Here is a 19342-nt window from a genome sequence, read left to right on the forward strand (position 1 = left end):
GCCCCGGCGGCCTCGGCCAGGTCCATCAGCTTGTGGATCTTCTCGGCGTGGGCCTCGCCCAGCGCCCCGCCGAAGATCCGGAAGTCATGGGCGTAGACGAAGACGGTACGGCCGTCGACCTTCCCCCAGCCGGTGATGACGCCGTCGGTGTGCGGCTTCTTGAGCTCCAGGCCGAAGCCGGTGGCGCGGTGGCGGCGCAGGGCCTCGGTCTCCGTGAAGGTGCCCTCGTCGAAGAGGATCTCGATGCGCTCGCGGGCCGTCAGCTTGCCCTTGGCGTGCTGGGCCTCGGTGGCGCGCGGGTCGGGGCCGTCGACGATGCTGCGGCGCAGGGAGTTCAGCTCGGCGGTGCGCTCGCGCAGGGAGGGCACGGCGGCCGGGCCGGTGGCGGCCCGGGGCGCGGCCGGGGCGGGGGCGGGGACAGGGGCCGGGGGTGGCGGAGTGTGGACCGGCCGTTCCTCGGTGATGCTCATACGGACCCCTTTCGGCGCGTGTGCGCCCGGCTGGCTGGTTGGGCGCCGGGAGGGTCGGCCGTGGCGCTAAAGGCGGGCTTGGGCGGCTGCTTCGCCGGTCAGCGGAGCACGGCGGCGCTCCCGGCGGTGACGGGCGTGCCGGTGTCCTGCGGCGCCGGGGAGGGCTCGGAGGGGCCCGTGGTGCCGCGGTGGCCGATCCGGAGGGCGAGTACGCCGGCCAGCGCGGCCAGGGCGGGCAGTACGGCCATGCCGGCGACCACGCCGAGTTGGGCGGTGTGGCTCTGCGCGGCGGCGTGCCCGGTGTCGGAGGAGGCGTAGCCGGAGACGTCGAGGGCGAGGGCGTACAGGAAGGGGCCGAGGGCGAGGCCGAGGGACTCCGCGCCCCCGAAGAGCCCGGCCAGGGCCCCCGCGCGGGGCCGTCCGGCCTCGGAGGCGGTGGTCTCGGCGAGCATGCCGTACAGGAACAGCAGCTGGCCCGCGTGCCCGGTGCCGAGCAGCAGGAAGACCGGCAGCGCGCAGGCGGCGGGCAGGAGCGCGGTGGCCGCCAGGAGCAGGCAGGCGGCGGCGAAGACGGCGGTGGCGGCCCGCAGCCCGGTGCGCTGGCCCCAGCGGGCGCCGGCCCGGGTCCACAGGGGCACGGTGAGCAGGTTGGGCAGGACGAAGGCGGCGACCAGGGCGCCGGTGAGGCCGGGGGCGTGCAGGGCGTGCTCGGCGAAGTAGGGGCCGCCGGCCAGGAGGCAGCCCGTGGCGGCCACTTGGAGGATCACACAGAGCAGCAGGGCAGTGAACTCCCGCCGACCGCGCAGCAGCGCCCAGGGCCGCAACAGCCCGTCCGGCCCCGACCCGGCCCCGGATCCCGACCCGGCCGCGGATCCCGGCGCGCCGGCGGACCCGCTGGCTCCCGGGTGCGCCCGCACCCGCGTCGCCGCGTGCGTGGCCAGGGTGCCCGCCAGGATCAGGACGGCTCCCAGCAGCCCCGCCCAGCGGTGCGCGGCGAGCCCGCCGCCGGCCGCGGCGACCACGGCGGGAGCCAGCGCGCCGGCCGAGAGGGCGGCCACGGCGATACCCGCGACCCGTGCCCCGACCAGGCGGATCCGCTCCTCGGGGGTGGCCGCGAGGTCGCCGGGCAGGGCCGCGTAGGCGGCGTGGAAGAACGCGAACGCCGTGGCGGTGACCAGGAATCCGGCGGTGGTGAGCAGGGCGCCCGTCAGGCCGCGGGCGAGGCCGGCGAAGGTCAGGGCGAAGCCCGCGGCCGCCCCGGCTCCGCCGAGCAGCAGGTGCGCGGTGCGGCGGCCGCGGTCGCCGAGGCGCCCCGCGGTGGGGGTGAGCAGGACGTCCCAGACCTTGGGGAGCAGGACGAGCGCCCCGGCGAGGGCCGCGCCGACCCCCAGGGTGTCGGTCAGGTAGGGCAGGAGCAGCAGGCCGGGCAGGGTCGTGAAGACGCCGGTGACCATGGAGCCGCCGGCGTAGCCGAGCCGAATCCGCGTGCCGCGGGCAACCGGCATGATCCGTTCCTCCAAGACATCGTGATGCGGGCGGGAATGCGACTGATCATGACGACTTGGACCGGGCACACCAGTCGGGGATTCCCCTGGCAGGCCCAGACGGGGCGCGCGCGCATATCGCAGCCGGCTCGGACTTGACGGAAACCGCGCCGGGACCGGCCCCGTCCTGCGGCCGTCCTTGAGTGGCCCTTGAGCGGCGCTTGGGGCGCCGAGGTGATTCCGGGCGCTTTGCGTGTACCTTGCCGCCACTTTGCTGCCTCCATACCCTGTCCGTGAATTCCCTGACACAAACCGCACTTCACCTGCGGTTGCCTGTACTTCCTGCCATGCAGGCTCCGGACAGCGAGGGACGCTGGGAGCGTGACGAGTGATCAGCGAGGCTGTCGTGCAGTTCCATTGAGGTAGGAGGGCACCGTGTCGCACGGGTCGCTTGAGGACACGGGCAGGCCGGCTTCCGCATCGGCTCCGCATGCCCGCGAGTGGGCGCTGCTGGCCGAGCAGCGCAGACTCTGCCGTACGTCCGCCCGGTTCGTCGCGCTCAGCGGGGAGCCGTGGATCGGCAAGAGCCACCTGCTGGGCCGGCTGGCCTCGGAGGCGCTGCGCGAGGGGTGGACGGTGGCCCGCGGACGGACTCCGCGCGGCGGGCGGGGCCGTCCGTTCGACGTTCTCGTCGACGCTTTGGACGATCATCTGGCTGCGGCGGACGGCGACCTGTTCGACCGGCTCGGAGCGGAGCACGTACACCACTTGGCCCGGGTGTTCCCCGCCCTCGGGGGACCCGGACTGCCGCCCGGGCGCCGGGAGCACGAGGAGCACCCGGAGCACGAGGAGCACCCGGAGCACGCGGTCTTCCGTGCGGTACGGGCCCTGCTGGGGCTGCTCGCCGAGCCCACCGGGGTGCTGCTCGTCCTCGACGACGCCCACCGGGCCGGGCAGGACGTCTGCGACCTGCTGGAGCACCTCGTCCACCATCCGCCCGAGGGGCCGGTGCTGACGGTCGTGGCGTACCGCAGCGGTCCTGCCGCGCGGCGCCTGGCCGGGATGGCCGGCGGGGCGGCCCCGCTGGTGCGGATCCCGTTGCGCCCGCTGGCCGAGGGCGCCGCGCGCGGGCTGCTGCCGGCCGCCCTGAGCCCGCTTCGCCGCGATCTGGTGCTGCGCGACGGGGCGGGGGTACCTGGCCTGCTGCGCGCGCTGGCACAGGCCGAGACCGACCGCCCGGGACCGCCGCGCGGGCCGTACAGCCAACTGGAACTGGCCACCGGCGTCCCGCCGTTGCTCGCTGCGCCGCCCGGTGTGGACCTGCACGCGCTGACCTCGCTGGCCTGGCGCACCGCGTGCGCGGCCTCCGTGGTCGGCGATCCCTTCGCCCCCGGCCCCGTCGCCGACACGGCGGGCCTTCCGCTGGCCGACGTCCTGCGCGGGGTCGACGAACTCCACGGCGAAGGCCTGCTGGTGCCCGCCGAGCATGCGGGCCGGTTCCTCTTCGCCCGGCCCGCGGTGCGGGCCCTGGTGCACCACGCCTCGGGGGCGGGCTGGCGGCACGGCGCCCGGGAACGGGCCGTGACCGCCCTGCGCAAGGAGCACGGCAGCACGGCTCCGGCCCTGTCGGCGCTCCTGGAGTACGCGGCCCCGCTCAGCGGATCCGATCTGGAGCTGCTGGAACGCGCCGCCCGCGAGGCCCTGTTCCTCCAGCCCGCCCGGGCGGTGCGCGAGGCCCGCCGGGTCGCCGCGCAGCCGGACGCCCCGGCGGCGGCGCAGCTGCTGCTCCAGCGGGCCCTGGTGGTGGCCGGGCGGCCCGCGGAGGCCGTGGCGGGCTACGCCCGGCTGTGGCCCCGGCTGGGCGCGGTTCCCGCCGACGAGGCCGCCCGGGCCGTGGTGTGGCGGGCCCGGGCGCTGCGGCTGCTGGGGCAGTACACGCAGGCCAGGGCCGTACTGGAGGAGCGGGTCGCGGACGCACCGACCGGCGGGCCGGAGTGGGAGGCGGAACTGGCCGCCCTGCTGCTGGAGGCGGCGGCCGCACCGGCCGCGCTGGCCGCGGCCCGGCGGGCCGCGGCGGCCTGCCCCGCCGACCGGCCGGACCTGCGGGGGCACGCTCTGGCGCTGCTGGCGGCGGCCTGCGCAACGGGCGGCCCGGCGGAGGAGGCGCGGGCCGCGGCGGACGAGGCGGCGCTGCTGCTGGGCCCGCCGGACGACGTGGCGGCGGCCCCGCATCTGGAGGCGCTGCGCTGGCTGGGTGCCGCCGAGGGCGCCCTCGGCGGGCCGGCCCGCGCCCGGGAGCATCTGGAGCAGGCATTCCGCATCGCCTTGCGGTACGGCCAGGGGCACCTGCTGGGACGCCTCGCGCTGGATCTGTCGCACTGGTGTCTGGAAACCGGCGACGCGGCCTCGGCGGCCCGTCACACGGAATTCGCGGAGGCGGAATTCAGCCGCTGCGGCAGTCGCACGCTCGCCCTTTCATCGAACGCAATGCGCAACCGAATTGTGCGGTCGTTCGAGGAACAGGAGAGAAGAACTCCCGCCGTTCGACTGAGCGGGCGCGAGGAGGAAATTGCCGAATTGGTCGGACCCGGTCTCACCAATCAGCAGATCGCCGACCGCCTGGAAATCAGCGTGAAGACCGTGGAGACGTACATGGCTCGGATCTTCAAGAAACTCGGCGCGACTTCCAGGGCCCAGGTGGCCCATATCATCTCGGGTCGCAGGCCCGGCCGCTGAGCCGCCCGCCGCCCGGCCCCGCGCTCCGGCGGCAGGCCCCGCCGGAGGCCGCGCCCGCCCGAAATATTTGCCTACGGAAGGACCGCGGGGAACGCACGGCAAACGTGCGGCGAACGAGAGCGCCCCGCCGCGCTGCCCCGGGAGCAGCACGGCGGGGCGCCGGCGCGCCGCCCGGGCCGACGGGGTGCGCGGCCCCGGCCCGTCCCTCGCGTCCCGGGCGGACCGGGAGGCGGCTCCGGAAGCCGGTCCGACCGTCCGACCGTCGACAAACACGTAGACAAACGGGCAGGCCGCCCCCCGGCGACCTGCCCGTCACACGCCGTCGGCGGCGGACCCTCCGGTCCGCCGCCGACCCCTCTTCACGTCCACTGATCGTCGCGCACGCCTTGCTCCTCTGCCGCTGCTCGCCGTCCGGTCACTCCTGCGGTCACTCCCACCGCTCGTCGTCGTGCCGGGACTTCGTTGCATCCGAAACCATCTCGGCCCCGGCCGCCGCGTGCGTGCCGCGGTCGTGCGCCGTGGCCGCCTGCGAGACCCCCACGCCCGCGGTGCCGAGGAATCCGGCGACTACCAGAACCCCGGTCGCGATCTTTCGAACTACTGCGGTGCCCATCGAAACCCCCGTGTCGGTGCTGCGCTCTTGGGCACTACCTTGCGGCGCCGACGAATCGAATCCAAGGCAAACCCGATGACGTAAAGTGGCCTGACAGCAAGTTCGCCACACCGGGGGAGTAACGCACGATGCCTGAAAGCGCCCTCTCTGTTCCTGGTTTCGCCGAATTGGACGACAGCAGCGCCCTGGCCTACCGCAAAGCCGTCCTGCTCGGCCGCTTTGTGCCGGAGGAGATCGCGGCGTCCTTGGGAACCAGCATCGAGGAGGCCAGGGCCGTTGAGCAGGTCCTCTTTGCGCTGAGCCTGCTGCGCCCCATGCCGGGCGAGCCCGACCTGCTCGTCCCCGTCAGCCCGGACGCCGCGGCCACCGACCTGGTCGGGGCCACCGAGAGCCACATACGCGAGCTCCAGCAGGCGGTGTCCGACGTGCGGACCCGGATGAGGTCCCTGCTGCCCGCCTACTTCGAGAGCCGCCAGCAGCGCAACCAGGCCGAGGCCTTCGACGTGATCAGCGACGTCGAGGTGCTGCAGGCGATGCTCGACGAGTGGGGCGAGCGCTGCCGCAGCGAGGTGCTCACCGCCCAGCCCGGCGGCCCCCGCACCCCGTCGGCCATGGCCAAGGCCCGTCCCCACACCATGCAGCGCCTGGAGCGCGGTGTCCGCGTCCGGCACCTCTACCAGCACACCGTCCGCCGGGACCTGGCCACCACCGCCTACGTGCGGGCCGTCACCGAGGCGGGCGCCGAAGTGCGCACCACCGACGAGCTCATCGACCGGATCGTCATCTACGACCGGGAGGTGGCCTTCCTGCCCGAGCAGCACGTGGTGGGGCGCAAGCCCGGCGCCGTCGTGGTGCGCGAGCCGACGCTCGTGGCGTTCGTGTGCAAGGTGTACGACCACCTGTGGTCGGGGGCCACCCAGTTCACCGCGGACGCGGAGGACACCCCGGAGGTCACCGACGACCTCAAGCGGTCGATCGTCCGGCTGATGGCCCAGGGCTACAAGGACGAGCTGGTCGCCCGGCGCCTGGGCATGTCGGTGCGCACCTGCCGGCGCTACATCTCGCAGATCATGCTCGACGTCGAGGCCACCAGCCGCTTCCAGGCCGGTGTGAACGTTGCGCAGAGCGGGCTGCTGGACCACCACGGCTGACGGGGCTGACGTAAACGCCCGTGCCCGGTGGGGCAATAGGTGACAGTCAGGAAGCTGCCAACGGCACGGGCTGGTTCCGGCCGGACCCGCCGCGGCACGCTGTCCTGACGGGAGGCGAAGGACGCACTCCCCCTGAGGGAGGCGGCGATGGAGAGCACCGCGGTGGCCCCCTGGCCGCTGACGACCACCGCCGCGCGCCACCTGGTGCACCGGCCGGGCCGATCCGCCGGATCGGGGGCCGGCGAGGAGGAGTTCGTCCTCACCGGACCGCTTCCCGCGCCGCATCCGCTCGCCGGCGCCGCCGCACCGGCGGCGGGGGCCTTCCACGACCTGCAGGCGGCCGCCGAGATGCTCCGCGAGGTGGGCGAGGTCATCGGGCAGGAGCACTTCCGGGTGCCCGCCGACCGCACCGGCATCTTCTACCGGTTCGCCCTCGACGCGGGCGACCTGGACGCCTGGCGCAGGGGCCCCGGCGAGGCCGAGCTCACCGCCCACGTGCGGGTCTGCGCCGACAAGGTCCTGGACGGGGTGCCGCGCGCCCTGGAGTTCACGGTCCGCCACGAGATCGACGGGGCCGACGCCGGACACGGCTCGGCCCATCTGCTGTTCCTGCCGCCGCTGCTGCACCGCAACCACCGCGAGAACAGCCGCACGGCCACCCTGAAGGCGGCCGCCGGAGCCGGAGCCCCGGCCGAGGCCCCCGGCGCACGGCCCGTCAGCCCCGCGGAGGTGGGGCGCACCGACCGGGCGCACGTCCTGCTGCGCGGTGCGGCCGCGAGCGGCAGCGGCCGGCTGACGGCCGAGGTGTGCCCGCCGCGCCAGTGGCCCGGCAGCTCCCCCGCCGACACGCACGCCTCCTCCGCGATGCTGCTGGAGACCGTGCGCCAGGCCTCGCTGCTGGCGGTGCACCGGACGGGCGGGGTCCCGCCCGAGCGGCTGGTGCCGGCGGCGCTGCAGCTGCACTTCCGCGGCTACGCCGAGGCCGACCTGCCGCTGCGCGCCGCCGTGGTCACGGGCCCGGCCGGGCTGGACCCGCGGGGGCGGCGGCTGGTGCCGCTGACCCTGACGCTGGCCCAGGCGGGCCGGGCGGTCCTGGAGGCCCGTACGACGGTGGCCGAGGACCGCTGAGCGCGGGAACCGCGGGCCGCGGGGCCTTCGGTGTGCGCGGCGCGCGCCACCGGCGCAGGGCGTCCTCGATCGCGGCCGCGGCCTCCACGTCCAGCATCGTGGTGACCTCGGTGTCCAGGGTCCGGCCGAAGCCCGCGTCGTACACGGCGACGCTGACCCGGTAGCCGGCGCCGCCGCCGCGGTCCTCCAGCGCGAGGGTGCGGAAGGTCCACTCGGTGCCCGCGCCGGCGGTGCCGTCCGGGCGGTGCACCAGGGTCGGCTTGCCGTCGGGCCCGAAGCCGAACTCGGTGAAGCGGAACTGCATGCCCTGCCCGATCGCCTTGCTGTACGCCTCCTTCAGCGTCCACAGCCGCACCAGGTGCGGGTTGCGCTCGTCCTCGGGCAGCTCGGCCAGCCGCAGCCGCTCGTGCGGGGTGCAGATGTGCCGGTCCAGGCCGCCGGCGTACAGGCGCCGGTCGGCGCGCTCGGCGTCGACCCCGACCAGGCCGCGGGTGGTCAGGCCCACGAGCAGCAGGTCCTCGGTGTGGCTGAGGCTGATGTCGATCTGGTCGCAGCCGCGCAGGTACGGCCGCCCGGTCGGCCCGTACATCAGCTCCAGGTCGGCCGCGTCCGCGTGCAGGGCGGCGGCCGCCGCGTGCTTGAGCAGGGTCCGCGAGGCGGCGTACCGCTCGCGGATCTCGGGGTGGGACAGGTCGAGGTAGCGGGCGTAGTCCCGGCCGAGCACGGCCCGCAGGCCCTCCTCGCCGCCGTGGCGGGGGCGCCAGTCGGCGAGGGTGCCGTGGACGAGCGCGGTGCCGTGGGCGCGCAGGTCGGCGCGGACGGCCGCCGGGTCGGCGCCGCCCGGGCCGAAGGGGATGGGGTCGCCGAGCGCCGCCGCGACGGGCGTGCCCGCTGCTGCCGTCATGCCGGGGTCCGCTCGCCGTGGGCCAGGGCGTGGACCTGGGCGAGCGTGCGGGAGCGCAGGACGGCGGCCACCGGGATGCGGCGGCCGGTGTCCTGCTCCAGGAGCATCACCAGCCTCAACAGGTGCACCGAGTCCCAGGCGGGCAGGGTGTCGAAGTCCGCCGCGGCCTGCTGGACCGTGACCTCCAGGCCCAGTTCCTCGCGCAGCAGGTCGAGGAACCCCGCGAGGTCCGCCGTGCGGTCGGAGCCGCTCATGCACTGTCTCCTTCGTCGGTTCCTGCATCGGTTCCTGCATGGGGGCCGGCGGGCGGGGGCGTGAAGCGGGCCCGCAGGCGCAGATGGGCCGGTACGGGGGGCGGTTCGGCCAGGTCGTGGACGAACCGCAGCCCGTCCGGGGCGGTGTCCGGGGCTGCCGCTGCGGCACCGGCCGCCGCTGCCGCCGGCTCCTCGGTGAAGCCGAGCGAGGGGTACAGGTCGCGGACGCGGCCGTTGGCGCGGGTGGGTACGTAGCGGGCGTGGACCGCGGGGACGCCCCGGTCCCTGGCGTGGTGCAGGAGCGCGGCGAGCGCGCCGTGCTCGACGCCGCGCGCCAGGGCCCGGCAGCTGAGCAGCATGTTGTCGACGTGCAGGCTGCCGTCGGCGGCGGTGCGGGTGAACAGGGCGCCGACCAGGCCGCTGTCGCCGAAGCGGTCGCGCAGGTGCACCGCCAGCAGCAGCCGGTCGGGGCGGGCGGCGAGTTCGGCGACGGCGTCGGGGGGAAGCCGTTCCCCGGTGAGGTTGAACTGGTTGGTGCGCAGGGTGAGCTGGGAGAGGCGGTCGAGCTCGCGCGGCTCGGGCGGGGCGATGCGCACCTCGAGCTCCAGCTCGCGCAGGTACTCCTCGTACGAGCCGGTGTGCTCGCGCAGCTCCTCGCGGGCCGCGGCCCGGCGGTACTGGCCGGTGCGGTGGCGGTCGTCCTCGGTGGTGTGGGGGGTGTCGAACCAGCCGTCGGCGAGGAGCCGTTCGACGTGCAGGGCGGGCTCGTCGGCGCTGAGCGGGACGACGGGGGTGCCGGGCAGGTGGCGGCGGACCAGGGCGCGCTCGGCGGCGGAGTCGTCGGCGAGGACGAGGGCGTCGGCGGCGATGCCGAGGCGGGCGGCGATGTCGCGGAGGTTGCCGTCCTTGGGCTCCCAGTTCGCGTTGATCCGTACGAAGTCCTCCGGGCGCAGCACCATGTCGGGGTGGGTGCGCAGCACGTCCAGGACGGGGGCCTCGTCGTTCTTGCTGCTGACGGCGAGCAGCACGCCCTGCGCGGACAGCTGCCGCGCGGTGCGCTGCAGGGCCGCGTACGGCTCGCCGCGCAGGCCCCCGCCGGGGGCGATGCCGTCGGGGCCGTCCTCGCTGAGGATGCCGTCCCACAGGGTCCGGTCCAGGTCGAGGACCAGGCACTTCTTGGTCATGCCGCGGCGGGCGCGCAGCACGTGGGCGGCCTCGCGGGCGAGGGCTGCGAACAGGTGCGGGCCGAAGGCGGTGCGGGCGTAGAGCTCCAGGCGGGTGTCGCCGGCGGGGCCCTCGGCGGCGGCGATGAGCGGGTCCAGGTCGACGACGTGCAGGCCCGGGTGGTCTGCGGTCAGCCGCAGCAGCCGGGCGTTGAACTCCCGCCACACCGCGCCGAGCAGCGCCCGCCGGCCCAGGTCGACGATCCGGCGGGGGTGGCGGGCGGGCAGCGGCAGGGTGGTCAGGACGAGGGCTCCGGTGCCGTGGGCGGTGTGCGCGGCGGCGACGGCGGTGAGGCGCTCCAACAGGCGGGCGCAGGCCTGCTCGACGTCGGGCACGTCCCAGGGAGAGGGCAGCGAGCCGAAGACGGCGTCGGCCTCCAGGACGCACAGGGTCAGCTCGGGCCGGGCCCGGCGCAGCGGTCCGTCGGGGTCGGTGAGCTCGCGCAGCCAGCCCCCGAAGTCGCCGGTGACCAGGCGGGTGAGGAGGCCGTGGCGGGCGAGTTCGGCGGTGAGGGGGTCGCCGAGCGGGGTCACGGTGGAGTGCCCGGTGAGTGCGACGGTGACGGCGGGCGCCTCGGGGTGGTGGGCCGCGACCCGGTCGGGATCGACCCCGGCCAGGATCCGCCCGCACCGCAGCAGGTCGTCGGTGAGCGCGGCCCGCTCCCGCTCGCCGTCGTCGAGCAGCTCCGCGAGCAGCCCGGGCACGCGGGGCCACTCCTGGTCCAGCAGCCCTGCGTCGCGCAGTGCCCGCAACCGCTCGACCACCGTTCCGGCGCCGGCCGCGGCCGCGACGGCCGCGGCTGCGGGGACGGGCGCAGCCGCAGGGACGGGCGCAGCCGCAGGAACAGCGGCGGCCGCGGGCACAACCACAGGAGCAGCGGCAGCCGAAGGCCCGGCCGCGGGCGGGGCGGCCGTCAGGGCCGTCGTCGCAGGTGTCACAGGGTCTCCCTGGGCATTTCGAGGGTGAGGCCCGCCTTGATCCATTTGCTGGACTCCACGACCACGGACACGGCCTTGGCGCCCGGGGTCAGTTCGGGCAGCAGCCGGTCGAGCTGGAGCAGCGGCAGGGCGTTGCCGGTGTTGCCGGTCTCGGCCACGCAGGAGATCTCGCGCGCGGCGGGGGCGTACAGGCCCTCGACGATGCGCTCGGTCATCCGGCCGGACAACTGCGGCGGCAGCAGGAAGTCGAGCTCCTCGGCGCGCCAACCGGCGGATTCGAGCAGCTCCCACAGGATCTCGCCGGCCAGGGCGGGGACGTGCGCCTCGATCGCCTTGTAGTCCTCGAACATCATCAGGCGGTCCGGGTCGGGGCGGGCGGCTCCGTGCCAGTCGACGATCTGCCCGGCGGGCCGGCCGAGGCCGGTGAAACGGTTCAGCAGGCTGCGTACGGCGACGCCCTCCCCCAGCGGCTCGGCACTGACGACCGCGGCCCCGGCGCCGTCGCCGAACAGCACGTAGTTGACGAGCTCCTGGGAGGACAGCCCCGTCACGTCCCGCCCCGCGTCCAGGAAGCGGGCGGTGACGTCGCCGCCGACGACGAGCCCGGTGCCGTGGCCCCCGGCCAGCAGCGCGCGGGCCACGTCCAGGGCCTGCACCGCTCCGGCGCACCCGCCCTGGAGCTGGTACGCGGGCAGGTGGTTCAGCCCGAGCCGGTCGGCGACCGCGGTGGCCGTGGTGGGCAGCAGGGTGTCCGGGGTGGCGGTGGTCAGGACCAGGAAGTCCAGCTCCGCCGGCTCCAGCCCGGCCGCGTCCAGGGCGCGTACGGCGGCCTCGGCGCACAGGTCGGCCAGGCTGTGGGTGGCGGCGCCGGTGACCGGGTCCCAGCCGAAGTGGCGGGTGCGGGTGCCGACGAACGCGTCGATCCACTCCTCGCTCAGGCGGAACACCCGGTCCATGACGGCGTTGTCGACGGGCGGCCCGGGCAGGGCGGCCCCGGTCCCGGCGATGTGGAAGAGGGGTGCGGTGAGGGTCTTCGAGGTCATAGGGCGGCTCCCACCGTGATCCACTCCTGGACGAACTCGGCGAGGGTGCCCACCGAGCGCAGCGCGGGCAGCAGCTGCTGGACCGTGATGCCCGCGGCCTGCGGAAGCCGGGTCTCGATCCGGTCCTTCAGCTGCATGATCATCACGGAGTCGAACCCGAGGTCCTCGTAGAACCTGGCCCCGGCGTCGACCCGCTCGCGCGGGTACTCCCCCACCTGGACGACGGCCTCGACCACCGCGGCGAGCACCGGATCCCGCTCCGCGTCGGCGGCGGGGGCGGGCACCGCCCCGCTGCCGCCCGCGGCCGGAGCGGCAGGCTCCCGCCGGCCGGTCCGCTCCGCGAGCGCACCGCCCGCCGCCCCCGCACCGCCGGCGGCCACCGCACCGTCGGCCCCGCCCGCGGCCGCCCGGGCCGCGGGCTGCTGCCAGAACCGGTGCTCGGTGGAGAAGGCGTACGGCGCGAGCCGCTCCGCCCTGCGGTGCCCGGGCTCGTACAGCTCGTCCCAGGCCGGCTCCGCGCCCGCCCGGTACAGGTCGGCCAGCATCTGCGCGAGCTCGCCGGCCCCCGCGCCCCGCCCGGGGGCCGGGTGCAGCAGCCGGGTGCCCGACGGCAGCCCGGCCCGCCCGGCGAGCTGGACGAGCTGCGGCAGCGGGCCGATCTCCACCAGGCAGGTCGCACCGGTCTCGGCGACCAGTGCGCCCAGGGCGTCGGCGAACCGGACGGGGGCGGCGGCCTGTTCGGCCCAGTACGCGGCGTCCGGCGCCTCCTCGCCCAGCATGCGGCCGCGGAGGGTGGAGGCGAAGGGGATCCGGGCGGGCGCCGACGCCGGCGTCTGCCCGAGGATCTCCTCGGCGTCGGCCCGGAAGCCGGGCAGGGCCGGGGCGATCAGCGGGGAGTGGAAGGCGTGGCCGACGCGCAGCTCGCGGCTGTCGATGCCGCGCACGCGCAGCACCCCCGAGGCCCGGGCGAGCGCGTCCCGCGGCCCGGACAGCACCGTGTCCGCGGGCCCGTTGACGGCGGCGAGCGCCAGCTCCGGTTCGACGGCGAGCAGTCCCGCGACGGCGTCCTGCCCGGCCCGTACGGAGAGCATGCCGCCGCCCGCGGGCAGCCCGTCCATGTGGCGGGCCCGCGAGGCGACCAGGCGGGCCGCCGCGTCGAGGTCGAGGAGCCCGGCGGCGACCGCGGCCGGGTACTCGCCGATGCTGTGGCCGAGCACGGCGTCGGGGACGACGCCGAGGTCGGCGAGGGTGGCGGTGAGCGCGTGGGCGACGGCGAACAGCGCGGGCTGGGACCGGCGGGCGGTGTGCACGGCCGGGTCCTCGGCGAGGACCAGCTCGCGCACCGAGCCCCCGGTGTACGGGCGCAGCGCCTCGTCGGCGGCGTCGAGGTGGCGGCGGTAGAGCGGCGACTGCTCGTACAGGGCGGCGGTCATGCCGGGTTCCCGGGCGCCCTGCCCGGTGTAGAGGAAGGCGACGACCGGGGCGTGCCGGACGCGTTCGGCGATGCCGGCGCGCAGCCGCTCGTCCTCGGCGGCGCCGCGCAGGGCGGCGGCGAGGGAGGCGGTGTCGCGGGCGGTGAACGCGGCCCGGTAGGGCAGGCCGGCCTTGACCCGGTTGCTGGTCCAGCACAGGGCGGCGGCGTCCCCGCGAGGGCGGCGGGCGAGGAGCTCGGCCTGGGCGGCGAGGTTGCGGCGCAGTGCCTCGGGGGTGTCGCCGGAGACGGTGAACACCCCGACGGGGGCCTGCGTACGGGCGGGGGCGCCCGACAGGGGGCGGACCGCGGTGCGGGCCGTGCGCGGGGCGGTGGCGAGGACGGCGTGGGCGTTGGTGCCGCCCATGCCGAAGCTGCTGACGCCGCCGACGACCTCGCCGGCCGGCAGGCGTACGGGGGCGCCCAGCAGCCGCAGGCCCCGTTCGGCCAGCCGCAGCTGGGGGTTCTCGCGGGCGGCGAACCGGCTGGCGGGCACGATGCGGTGGTGCAGCGCCAGGGCGGTCTTGATCAGGCCGGCGATGCCGGAGGCGCCCTCGGTGTGCCCGATGTTGCCCTTGACGGAGCCGAGCCCGACCGGCTGCTCGCGCGGTACGCCGTGCACCTCGCCGAGGGCGGCGCACTCGATGATGTCGCCGAGGACGGTTCCGGTGCCGTGGGCCTCGACGAAGCGGACCTCCTCGGGGGCGATGCCGGCGCGGCGGCAGGCGGCGGCCACGACCTCGCGCTGGGACCAGCGGCTGGGGGCGGTGACGCCGTTGCTGCGGCCGTCCTGGTTGACGGCGGTGCCGCGGATGACGGCGTAGATGCGCTGCCCGTCGGCGATCGCGTCCTCGAGGCGCCGCAGGACGACGACGCCCGCGCCGTCACTGCGGCCGATGCCGTCGGCGTCGGCGCTGAAGGGCTTGCAGCGGCCGTCGGGTGCGGCCAGGCCCATCTGCCGGTAGACCAGCCCCAGGGCCGGGGTCAGCACCAGGTTGACGCCGGCGGCGAGCGCGGTGCCGCACTCCCCCGACAGCAGCGAGTTGACGGCGAGGTGGACCGCGACGAGGGAGGAGGAGCAGGCGGTGTCGACCGCGAGGCTGGGGCCCTTGAGGTTGAGGTGGTACGAGATCCGGTTGGCGATCATGCCGGTGCTGCTGCCGGCGCCGAGCTGGGGGGTGACGCGGGCGTAGTCGCCCATGTGCAGCTGCGCCCACTCGCTGCCCATGACGCCGACGAACACCCCGGTGTCGCTGCCGGCGAGGGTGGCGGCGGCCCGGCCGGAGTCCTCCAGCGCCCGCCAGGCGCACTGCAGGAGCAGCCGCTGCTGCGGGTCCATGGCGGCGGCCTCGCGCGGGGCGATGGAGAAGAAGTCGTTGTCGAAGACGGCGATGTCGTCCAGGAACCCGCCGTGGACGGCGTCGTCGAAGCCGGCCCCGTCCCGGCGGGCGGCGGGCAGGGCGCCGATGGCGTCGCCGCCGCGCATCAGGAGCTCCCAGAAGGCGTCGGCGTCCGGCGCCCCGGGGAAGACGCAGTCCATGCCGACGACGGCGACGGGGGTCATCGCAGCTGTTCCGGGGCGAGGACCGCTCCGTGCAGGGCCAGTTGGCCGGCGAGCGCGGCCACCGTGGGGTGGTCCCAGGCCAGCTGCGGGTCCAGCGGCAGGCCGAAGACGTCCTCGATGTCGCCGCACAGGCTCAGGGCGCACACCGAGTCCATGCCGTACTCGGCGAGCGGCACGTGCGGGTCGATGGTCTCCGGCAGCCGGTCGAGGTAGACGGCGACGCGGGCGGTCACCCACTGCTGGAGCGGTACGAGGGCGTGCCGGGCGGGGGCGGGCAGGGGCGGTGAGGTGTGCATTCCTGGGCTCCTTGTGCTGTCTTCGGGCTGTGTGTCTTCGGGCGAACGGTCAGCCCGCCAGCGGGGCGTTGTAGAGGTCGAAGCTGCGGCGGTCGCCGAAGCGGGCCAGGACTTCCTGGTGCACCCGGGCGGTGCACTCGGCCGGAAGCTCGGGCACGGGGGTGCCCAGGCGCCGGGCCAGGCGGTGCAGGGCGGCCGCCGCCCAGGAGGGGTCGGCCAGGAAGGGGTCGGGCCCGCCGCGGTTGTGCCGCCACACGCCGAGGACCGCGGCCGCGGCGAGCACCAGGACGTAGCGGTCGGTCAGCGCGAACCAGGCCGGGCCGACGGCCGTGCCCGAGTCGGGCGGCGGCAGCGCGAGGACGCGGGCCCGCAGCTCGGCCAGCTCGGCGCAGAGCCGCCCGGCCAGGGTGTGCAGGGTGCGCTCGACGGGGCTGCTGCCGAAGGAGAGGGCGGCGGTCTCGGCGAGGGTGGCGCTGAGGCTGTCGCGGCCGCTGGCCAGGGCCAGCCCGGCGGAGTCGAACGCGGGCAGCGGCGCACCGGGCCGGAACAGCTCGGCCGGGGCCTCGGCGGTGCGGAACCAGGAGCTCCCGGCGAGGGCGGTGAGCTGCGGGATGATCGTGGCCTGGCAGGCCACGGTCCCGGCGTGGCCGAGGCTGACCACGGGCACGTCGCGGACGTGCTTCTGGAAGATGCCGACCGTGCCCTCGCGGGTGTAGACCTCGGAGCCGAGGACGGTGGTCAGGTCGTACATGGTGCCGCTGAGGATGCGCGGCAGCAGGGCCTTGACCGCCGAGGAGTACACGCTCGTCTCGGCGGGCAGCAGGTGCAGGGCCCGGGTGGTGGCGACGGCGAGGCAGTCGTACAGCAGGAGGTCGGTGAAGGCCCCGGTCAGCGTGGCGGCGGTGTGCTGCGGGTCGACGGGGGCGCGGCCGGCCCGCCCGGGGCCCTGCGAGTGGTCGACGAGGACGGCGGTGCGCAGCGCGGTGTCCACGGCGGCCGCCGACAGGGCGGCCATCAGGGTGCGGCTGACCTGGAAGGAGCGCAGGGCGGTGACCACGCCGGTGCCGGCGGGGCCGAGCAGGGCGTGGTCGGGCACCGGGCAGGCGTCGAGCTCGACGCCCGCGAAGCAGCAGCCGCGCAGGCCGAGGGCGGGCGGGCGGCGGGTGACGCGGTAGCGGTCGGCGGGCAGCGCGTGCGGGTCGAGCAGCAGCGCGGAGTGCGCGGCGGTGGAGCCGGGCCGGTCGTCGGTACGGGCGAACAGCACGAGGGCGTCGGCCCGGTGGAGGTTGAGGACGACGGGCTTGCTGCCGGTGACGGTCCAGCCGCCGGACGGGGCGGGGGCGGCCCGTACCTGGCTGCGGACGAGGTCGTTGGTGTGGGCGGTCTCGTGCTGGGCGATGGCCGCGCGGGATCCGGCCAGCATGCGGGCGGCGAGCCAGTCGCGCTGGGCGCGGCTGCCGTGCATCCAGACGTCGTTGGCCGCCATGAAGGAGGTCATGCCGTAGCCGGCGCCGAGGGCGACGTCGCGGCGGAACACCGGCCGCATCAGGCGCAGCAGGGTCTCGGCGGAGTCGAAGCGGCCGCCGAGGGAGGTGGGCACGTACTCGCGGTTCATGCCGAAGCCGTCCAGCAGCGCCTCCCCGTCGGCGCTGGGCACGGCCCGCCGGTCGGCGGCGAGCAGGGCGGCGTGCCCGACGGGGTTGGCGGGGTCGGCCGGATCCCCGAGGAGGGCCTCCAGCCGGGCGACCCGCTCGTCCGCGGCGGCCTGCGCGTCGTCGCCGGCCTGCGCGTCCGCGGCGGCCTGCCGGGACGGTGCGGCGGCGGCCGCCGGGCGGGCGGCCTGCCGTACGGGGGCCGCAGGGGCCCGGTACGCGTCCGCGGCGGGCGTGCCCGTACCGGACGCGTACGCGTCGCCGGCGCCGTCGCCGACACCGGCGGGGCGGTGCGCCGCCGAGGCGTGGGGCGGGGCCTGCGGCACCCTCATCGGGCGCCGTCCGGGGCGGTCTCGCGGCCCGGGGAGAGGGCGTAGAGGCTCTGGGGGTGGGTCAGGGCCCGCACGGCCGGGTCCACGGTCTCGAAGAGCGGGGAGAGGCGGCCCTCCAGGAACAGCTTGCGCATCAGGCTGCGCTGCACCTTCCCGCTGGTGGTGCGCCGCAGGGTGCCCGGCCGGACCAGGACGATGTTCCCGGCGGGGACCTCGAAGTCCCGGCCGACCAGGGTCTGGATGCGGTGCACCAGCTCCTGGAGGCGGTCCGCGTCGGAGCCCGCCGCGCGGACCTCGTGGACGACGACCAGCTGCTCGCGGTCGGTCTCCACGGTGAACACCGCACCGTGGCCGGCGCCGAGCGCCGGGCTGATGTCGCGCACCGCCCACTCGACGTCCTGCGGGTAGATGTTGCGCCCGTTGAGGATGATGACGTCCTTGAGGCGGCCGGTGACGTACAGCTCGCCGTCGGCCAGCGCCCCGAGGTCCCCGGTGCGCAGCCAGCCGCCGGCGCCGCCGGCGAGGCGGCCGTGAAAGGTCTCGGCGGTGTCCAGCGGGCGGCCCCAGTAACCGCGGGCCACGCTGTCGCCGCGCAGCCAGATCTCGCCGACGCGCCCCTCGGCCAGCTCGCCGCCGGCGACGGGGTCGACGATGCGGACGTCGAAGTCCTCGGCGCGGACCCGGCCGCTGGAGACCAGGGTGCGGCCGCCCGTGCCGGGCACGGCGGGGGCCAGCACGTCCTGCTCCAGGGCGGCCTCGTCGACGGTGAGCCGGCCGTGGGCGGTGCCGGGGGCGCCGCCGGAGACGACGAGGGTGGCCTCGGCCAGGCCGTAGCCCGGGTAGAGGCTCTCGGCGCGCAGCCCGGCGGGGGCGAAGCGGCGGGCGAAGGCGTCCATGGTGGCGGCGCGGACCGGCTCGGCGCCGCACAGCGCGAGGCGCCAGGTGGACAGGTCCAGAGTGGCGAGCTGGGCGTCGGTGACGCGGCGGGTGCACAGGTCGTAGCTGAAGTTGGGGCCGCCGCCCACGGTGAGCCCGTACTCGCCGACGGCCTGGAGCCAGCGCACGGGGCGCCGGATGAACGAGGTCGGCGAGAGGTGCACGGAGAAGGAGCCGAGGAACAGCGGGTGCAGCAGGTGCGCGATCAGGCCCATGTCGTGGTAGTGCGGCAGCCAGCTGACGAACCGGTCGTCCCCGGTGGTGCCCAGCATGTGCTGCAGCGCCTCCTGGTTGGCCATCAGGTTGCGGTGGCTGACCATCACCCCGCGCGGCCGGGAGGTCGATCCGGAGGTGTACTGGAGGAAGGCCAGGTCGTCCGGCCCGCTCCGCGGGGGCTGCCAGGCGGCCGGGTCGGCCGCGGGGTCCTCGACGTCGGTGGCCAGGCAGACGGTCTCGCCGCGCCCGGCCATCGCCAGCCACAGCGAGGCCTCGGGGGCGTTGGCGGAGTCGGTCAGCACCAGGCGGGCGCCGGTGTCCTTGAGGATGCCGGAGACGCGCTGGAGGCGCTCGCCGCGGTCGCCGGGCAGCGGGGCCGGCACGGCGACGGCGCCCGCGTACAGGCAGCCCATGAACGCCTTGAGGAAGTCGGGGCCGGGCGGGTACAGCAGCAGGACCGGCTGGCCCTGGGCGCCGTGCTCGCACAGCCGGACCGCCAGCGCGCGGGCCTTGCGGTCGAGTTCGGCGTACGTCACGTGCTCGGCCCCGCCCGCGTCGTGCAGGAAGATCTGGGCGTCGGCGCTGCCCCGGCTCGCGGCGCGGTCGCGCACCAGATCCGTGAACGTGCTGAATCCAGCGGTCAACTCGGGCCCCCTCGTGACATTTCCCCGGCAATGCCACGGCATGGTTCCCGGACGGCCTAAAGCAGGGCTTGCGGACGGCTGCGGCACCGGCAAAGGGGGTTCCTGCGGGGGGCGGCGGGGGCGGGAGGGGTCGACGGGCTCCGGGCAGGGGCCGGGTCACCGGTGGTCCGGGCCGTTATAGGGGGTCGCAACCGGCCGGGGCGCCCGCCCGCCGACCTACATTGGGCTGGTGCGCGCCGGTCCGGCATGCCGCCGCCCCGGGAAGCCGCGCAGTGCAGTACAGCGC

14 protein-coding genes are annotated in these 19342 nt (G+C 76.1%); 3 read left to right on the plus strand and 11 right to left on the minus strand.

Annotated elements, in window-relative coordinates; all coding sequences use genetic code 11:
- Positions 1-470: carboxyl transferase domain-containing protein (locus AB0953_RS34070; protein WP_366863473.1), on the minus strand; the 470-nt coding region annotated here is incomplete at its 3' end.
- A gap of 98 nt (positions 471-568) precedes the next feature.
- Positions 569-1975 carry an MFS transporter gene (locus AB0953_RS34075; protein ID WP_366863474.1) on the minus strand — a complete coding sequence of 469 codons (1407 nt, stop codon included), beginning with the start codon at positions 1973-1975 and terminating at the stop codon, positions 569-571.
- Positions 1976-2389: 414 nt separating this feature from the next.
- Between AB0953_RS34075 and AB0953_RS34080 the strand changes: the two genes are divergently transcribed.
- A complete protein-coding gene (locus AB0953_RS34080) occupies positions 2390-4690 on the plus strand; it encodes a LuxR C-terminal-related transcriptional regulator (protein ID WP_366863475.1) in 2301 nt (766 codons plus the stop codon).
- A 427-nt stretch (positions 4691-5117) separates the two neighbouring features.
- On the opposite strand, the gene AB0953_RS34085 is transcribed toward AB0953_RS34080, so the two are convergent.
- Positions 5118-5303, minus strand: coding sequence for a hypothetical protein (locus AB0953_RS34085; RefSeq protein WP_366863476.1), 186 nt, complete (start codon positions 5301-5303; stop codon positions 5118-5120).
- Positions 5304-5431: 128 nt separating this feature from the next.
- On the opposite strand from AB0953_RS34085, the gene AB0953_RS34090 reads away from it, so the two are divergent.
- Together AB0953_RS34090 and AB0953_RS34095 are read left to right on the plus strand one after the other, a co-directional pair.
- Positions 5432-6454, plus strand: coding sequence for a hypothetical protein (locus AB0953_RS34090; protein WP_366863477.1), 1023 nt, complete (start codon positions 5432-5434; stop codon positions 6452-6454).
- A 147-nt stretch (positions 6455-6601) separates the two neighbouring features.
- Positions 6602-7582: an AfsA-related hotdog domain-containing protein gene (locus tag AB0953_RS34095; protein WP_366863478.1), complete on the plus strand. Its 981-nt coding sequence runs from the start codon at positions 6602-6604 to the stop codon at positions 7580-7582.
- Here the strand turns inward: AB0953_RS34095 and AB0953_RS34100 are convergent.
- The 8 genes from AB0953_RS34100 to AB0953_RS34135 are packed head-to-tail and all read right to left on the minus strand — an operon-like array spanning position 7464 to position 19056.
- Positions 7464-8486 carry a 4'-phosphopantetheinyl transferase superfamily protein gene (locus tag AB0953_RS34100; RefSeq protein ID WP_366863479.1) on the minus strand — a complete coding sequence of 341 codons (1023 nt, stop codon included), beginning with the start codon at positions 8484-8486 and terminating at the stop codon, positions 7464-7466. The two genes, AB0953_RS34095 and AB0953_RS34100, sit on opposite strands and share 119 nt — an antisense overlap.
- Complete coding sequence (locus AB0953_RS34105) at positions 8483-8740, minus strand: acyl carrier protein (protein ID WP_366863480.1); 258 nt, start codon at positions 8738-8740, stop codon at positions 8483-8485. Before AB0953_RS34105 ends, AB0953_RS34100 begins: the two co-directional genes overlap by 4 nt.
- Positions 8737-10902, minus strand: a complete 2166-nt coding sequence (locus AB0953_RS34110) for an HAD-IIIC family phosphatase (protein ID WP_366863481.1) — start codon at positions 10900-10902, stop codon at positions 8737-8739. Before AB0953_RS34110 ends, AB0953_RS34105 begins: the two co-directional genes overlap by 4 nt.
- Complete coding sequence (locus AB0953_RS34115) at positions 10899-11945, minus strand: 3-oxoacyl-ACP synthase III family protein (protein WP_366863482.1); 1047 nt, start codon at positions 11943-11945, stop codon at positions 10899-10901. The genes AB0953_RS34110 and AB0953_RS34115 overlap by 4 nt, the downstream gene beginning before the upstream one ends.
- Positions 11942-14980 (minus strand): beta-ketoacyl synthase N-terminal-like domain-containing protein, encoded by a 3039-nt coding sequence (locus AB0953_RS34120; RefSeq protein ID WP_366863483.1) that lies wholly within the window; start codon positions 14978-14980, stop codon positions 11942-11944. The genes AB0953_RS34115 and AB0953_RS34120 overlap by 4 nt, the downstream gene beginning before the upstream one ends.
- On the minus strand, positions 14977-15276 hold the full coding sequence (locus AB0953_RS34125; protein ID WP_366863484.1) for an acyl carrier protein: 300 nt from the start codon (positions 15274-15276) through the stop codon (positions 14977-14979). The genes AB0953_RS34120 and AB0953_RS34125 overlap by 4 nt, the downstream gene beginning before the upstream one ends.
- A 49-nt stretch (positions 15277-15325) precedes the next feature.
- Positions 15326-17260: an acyl-CoA dehydrogenase gene (locus AB0953_RS34130; RefSeq protein WP_366863485.1), complete on the minus strand. Its 1935-nt coding sequence runs from the start codon at positions 17258-17260 to the stop codon at positions 15326-15328.
- Positions 17257-19056 carry a fatty acyl-AMP ligase gene (locus tag AB0953_RS34135; protein WP_366863486.1) on the minus strand — a complete coding sequence of 600 codons (1800 nt, stop codon included), beginning with the start codon at positions 19054-19056 and terminating at the stop codon, positions 17257-17259. The genes AB0953_RS34130 and AB0953_RS34135 overlap by 4 nt, the downstream gene beginning before the upstream one ends.
- Positions 19057-19342: the final 286 nt, after the last annotated feature.

This window comes from Streptomyces sp. NPDC046866 (assembly GCF_040704625.1).
GTDB lineage: Bacteria > Actinomycetota > Actinomycetes > Streptomycetales > Streptomycetaceae > Streptomyces.

What these genes read in the sequence shown, in the direction of transcription:
- AB0953_RS34075 (WP_366863474.1), bottom strand. Translation starts at nt 1,975, where the DNA reads ATGCCGGTTGCCCGCGGCACGCGGATTCGGCTCGGCTACGCCGGCGGC.
- AB0953_RS34085 (WP_366863476.1), bottom strand. Translation starts at nt 5,303, where the DNA reads ATGGGCACCGCAGTAGTTCGAAAGATCGCGACCGGGGTTCTGGTAGTC.
- AB0953_RS34090 (WP_366863477.1), top strand. Translation starts at nt 5,432, where the DNA reads ATGCCTGAAAGCGCCCTCTCTGTTCCTGGTTTCGCCGAATTGGACGAC.
- AB0953_RS34095 (WP_366863478.1), top strand. Translation starts at nt 6,602, where the DNA reads ATGGAGAGCACCGCGGTGGCCCCCTGGCCGCTGACGACCACCGCCGCG.
- AB0953_RS34100 (WP_366863479.1), bottom strand. Translation starts at nt 8,486, where the DNA reads ATGACGGCAGCAGCGGGCACGCCCGTCGCGGCGGCGCTCGGCGACCCC.
- AB0953_RS34105 (WP_366863480.1), bottom strand. Translation starts at nt 8,740, where the DNA reads ATGAGCGGCTCCGACCGCACGGCGGACCTCGCGGGGTTCCTCGACCTG.
- AB0953_RS34115 (WP_366863482.1), bottom strand. Translation starts at nt 11,945, where the DNA reads ATGACCTCGAAGACCCTCACCGCACCCCTCTTCCACATCGCCGGGACC.
- AB0953_RS34120 (WP_366863483.1), bottom strand. Translation starts at nt 14,980, where the DNA reads ATGACCCCCGTCGCCGTCGTCGGCATGGACTGCGTCTTCCCCGGGGCG.
- AB0953_RS34125 (WP_366863484.1), bottom strand. Translation starts at nt 15,276, where the DNA reads ATGCACACCTCACCGCCCCTGCCCGCCCCCGCCCGGCACGCCCTCGTA.
- AB0953_RS34130 (WP_366863485.1), bottom strand. Translation starts at nt 17,260, where the DNA reads ATGAGGGTGCCGCAGGCCCCGCCCCACGCCTCGGCGGCGCACCGCCCC.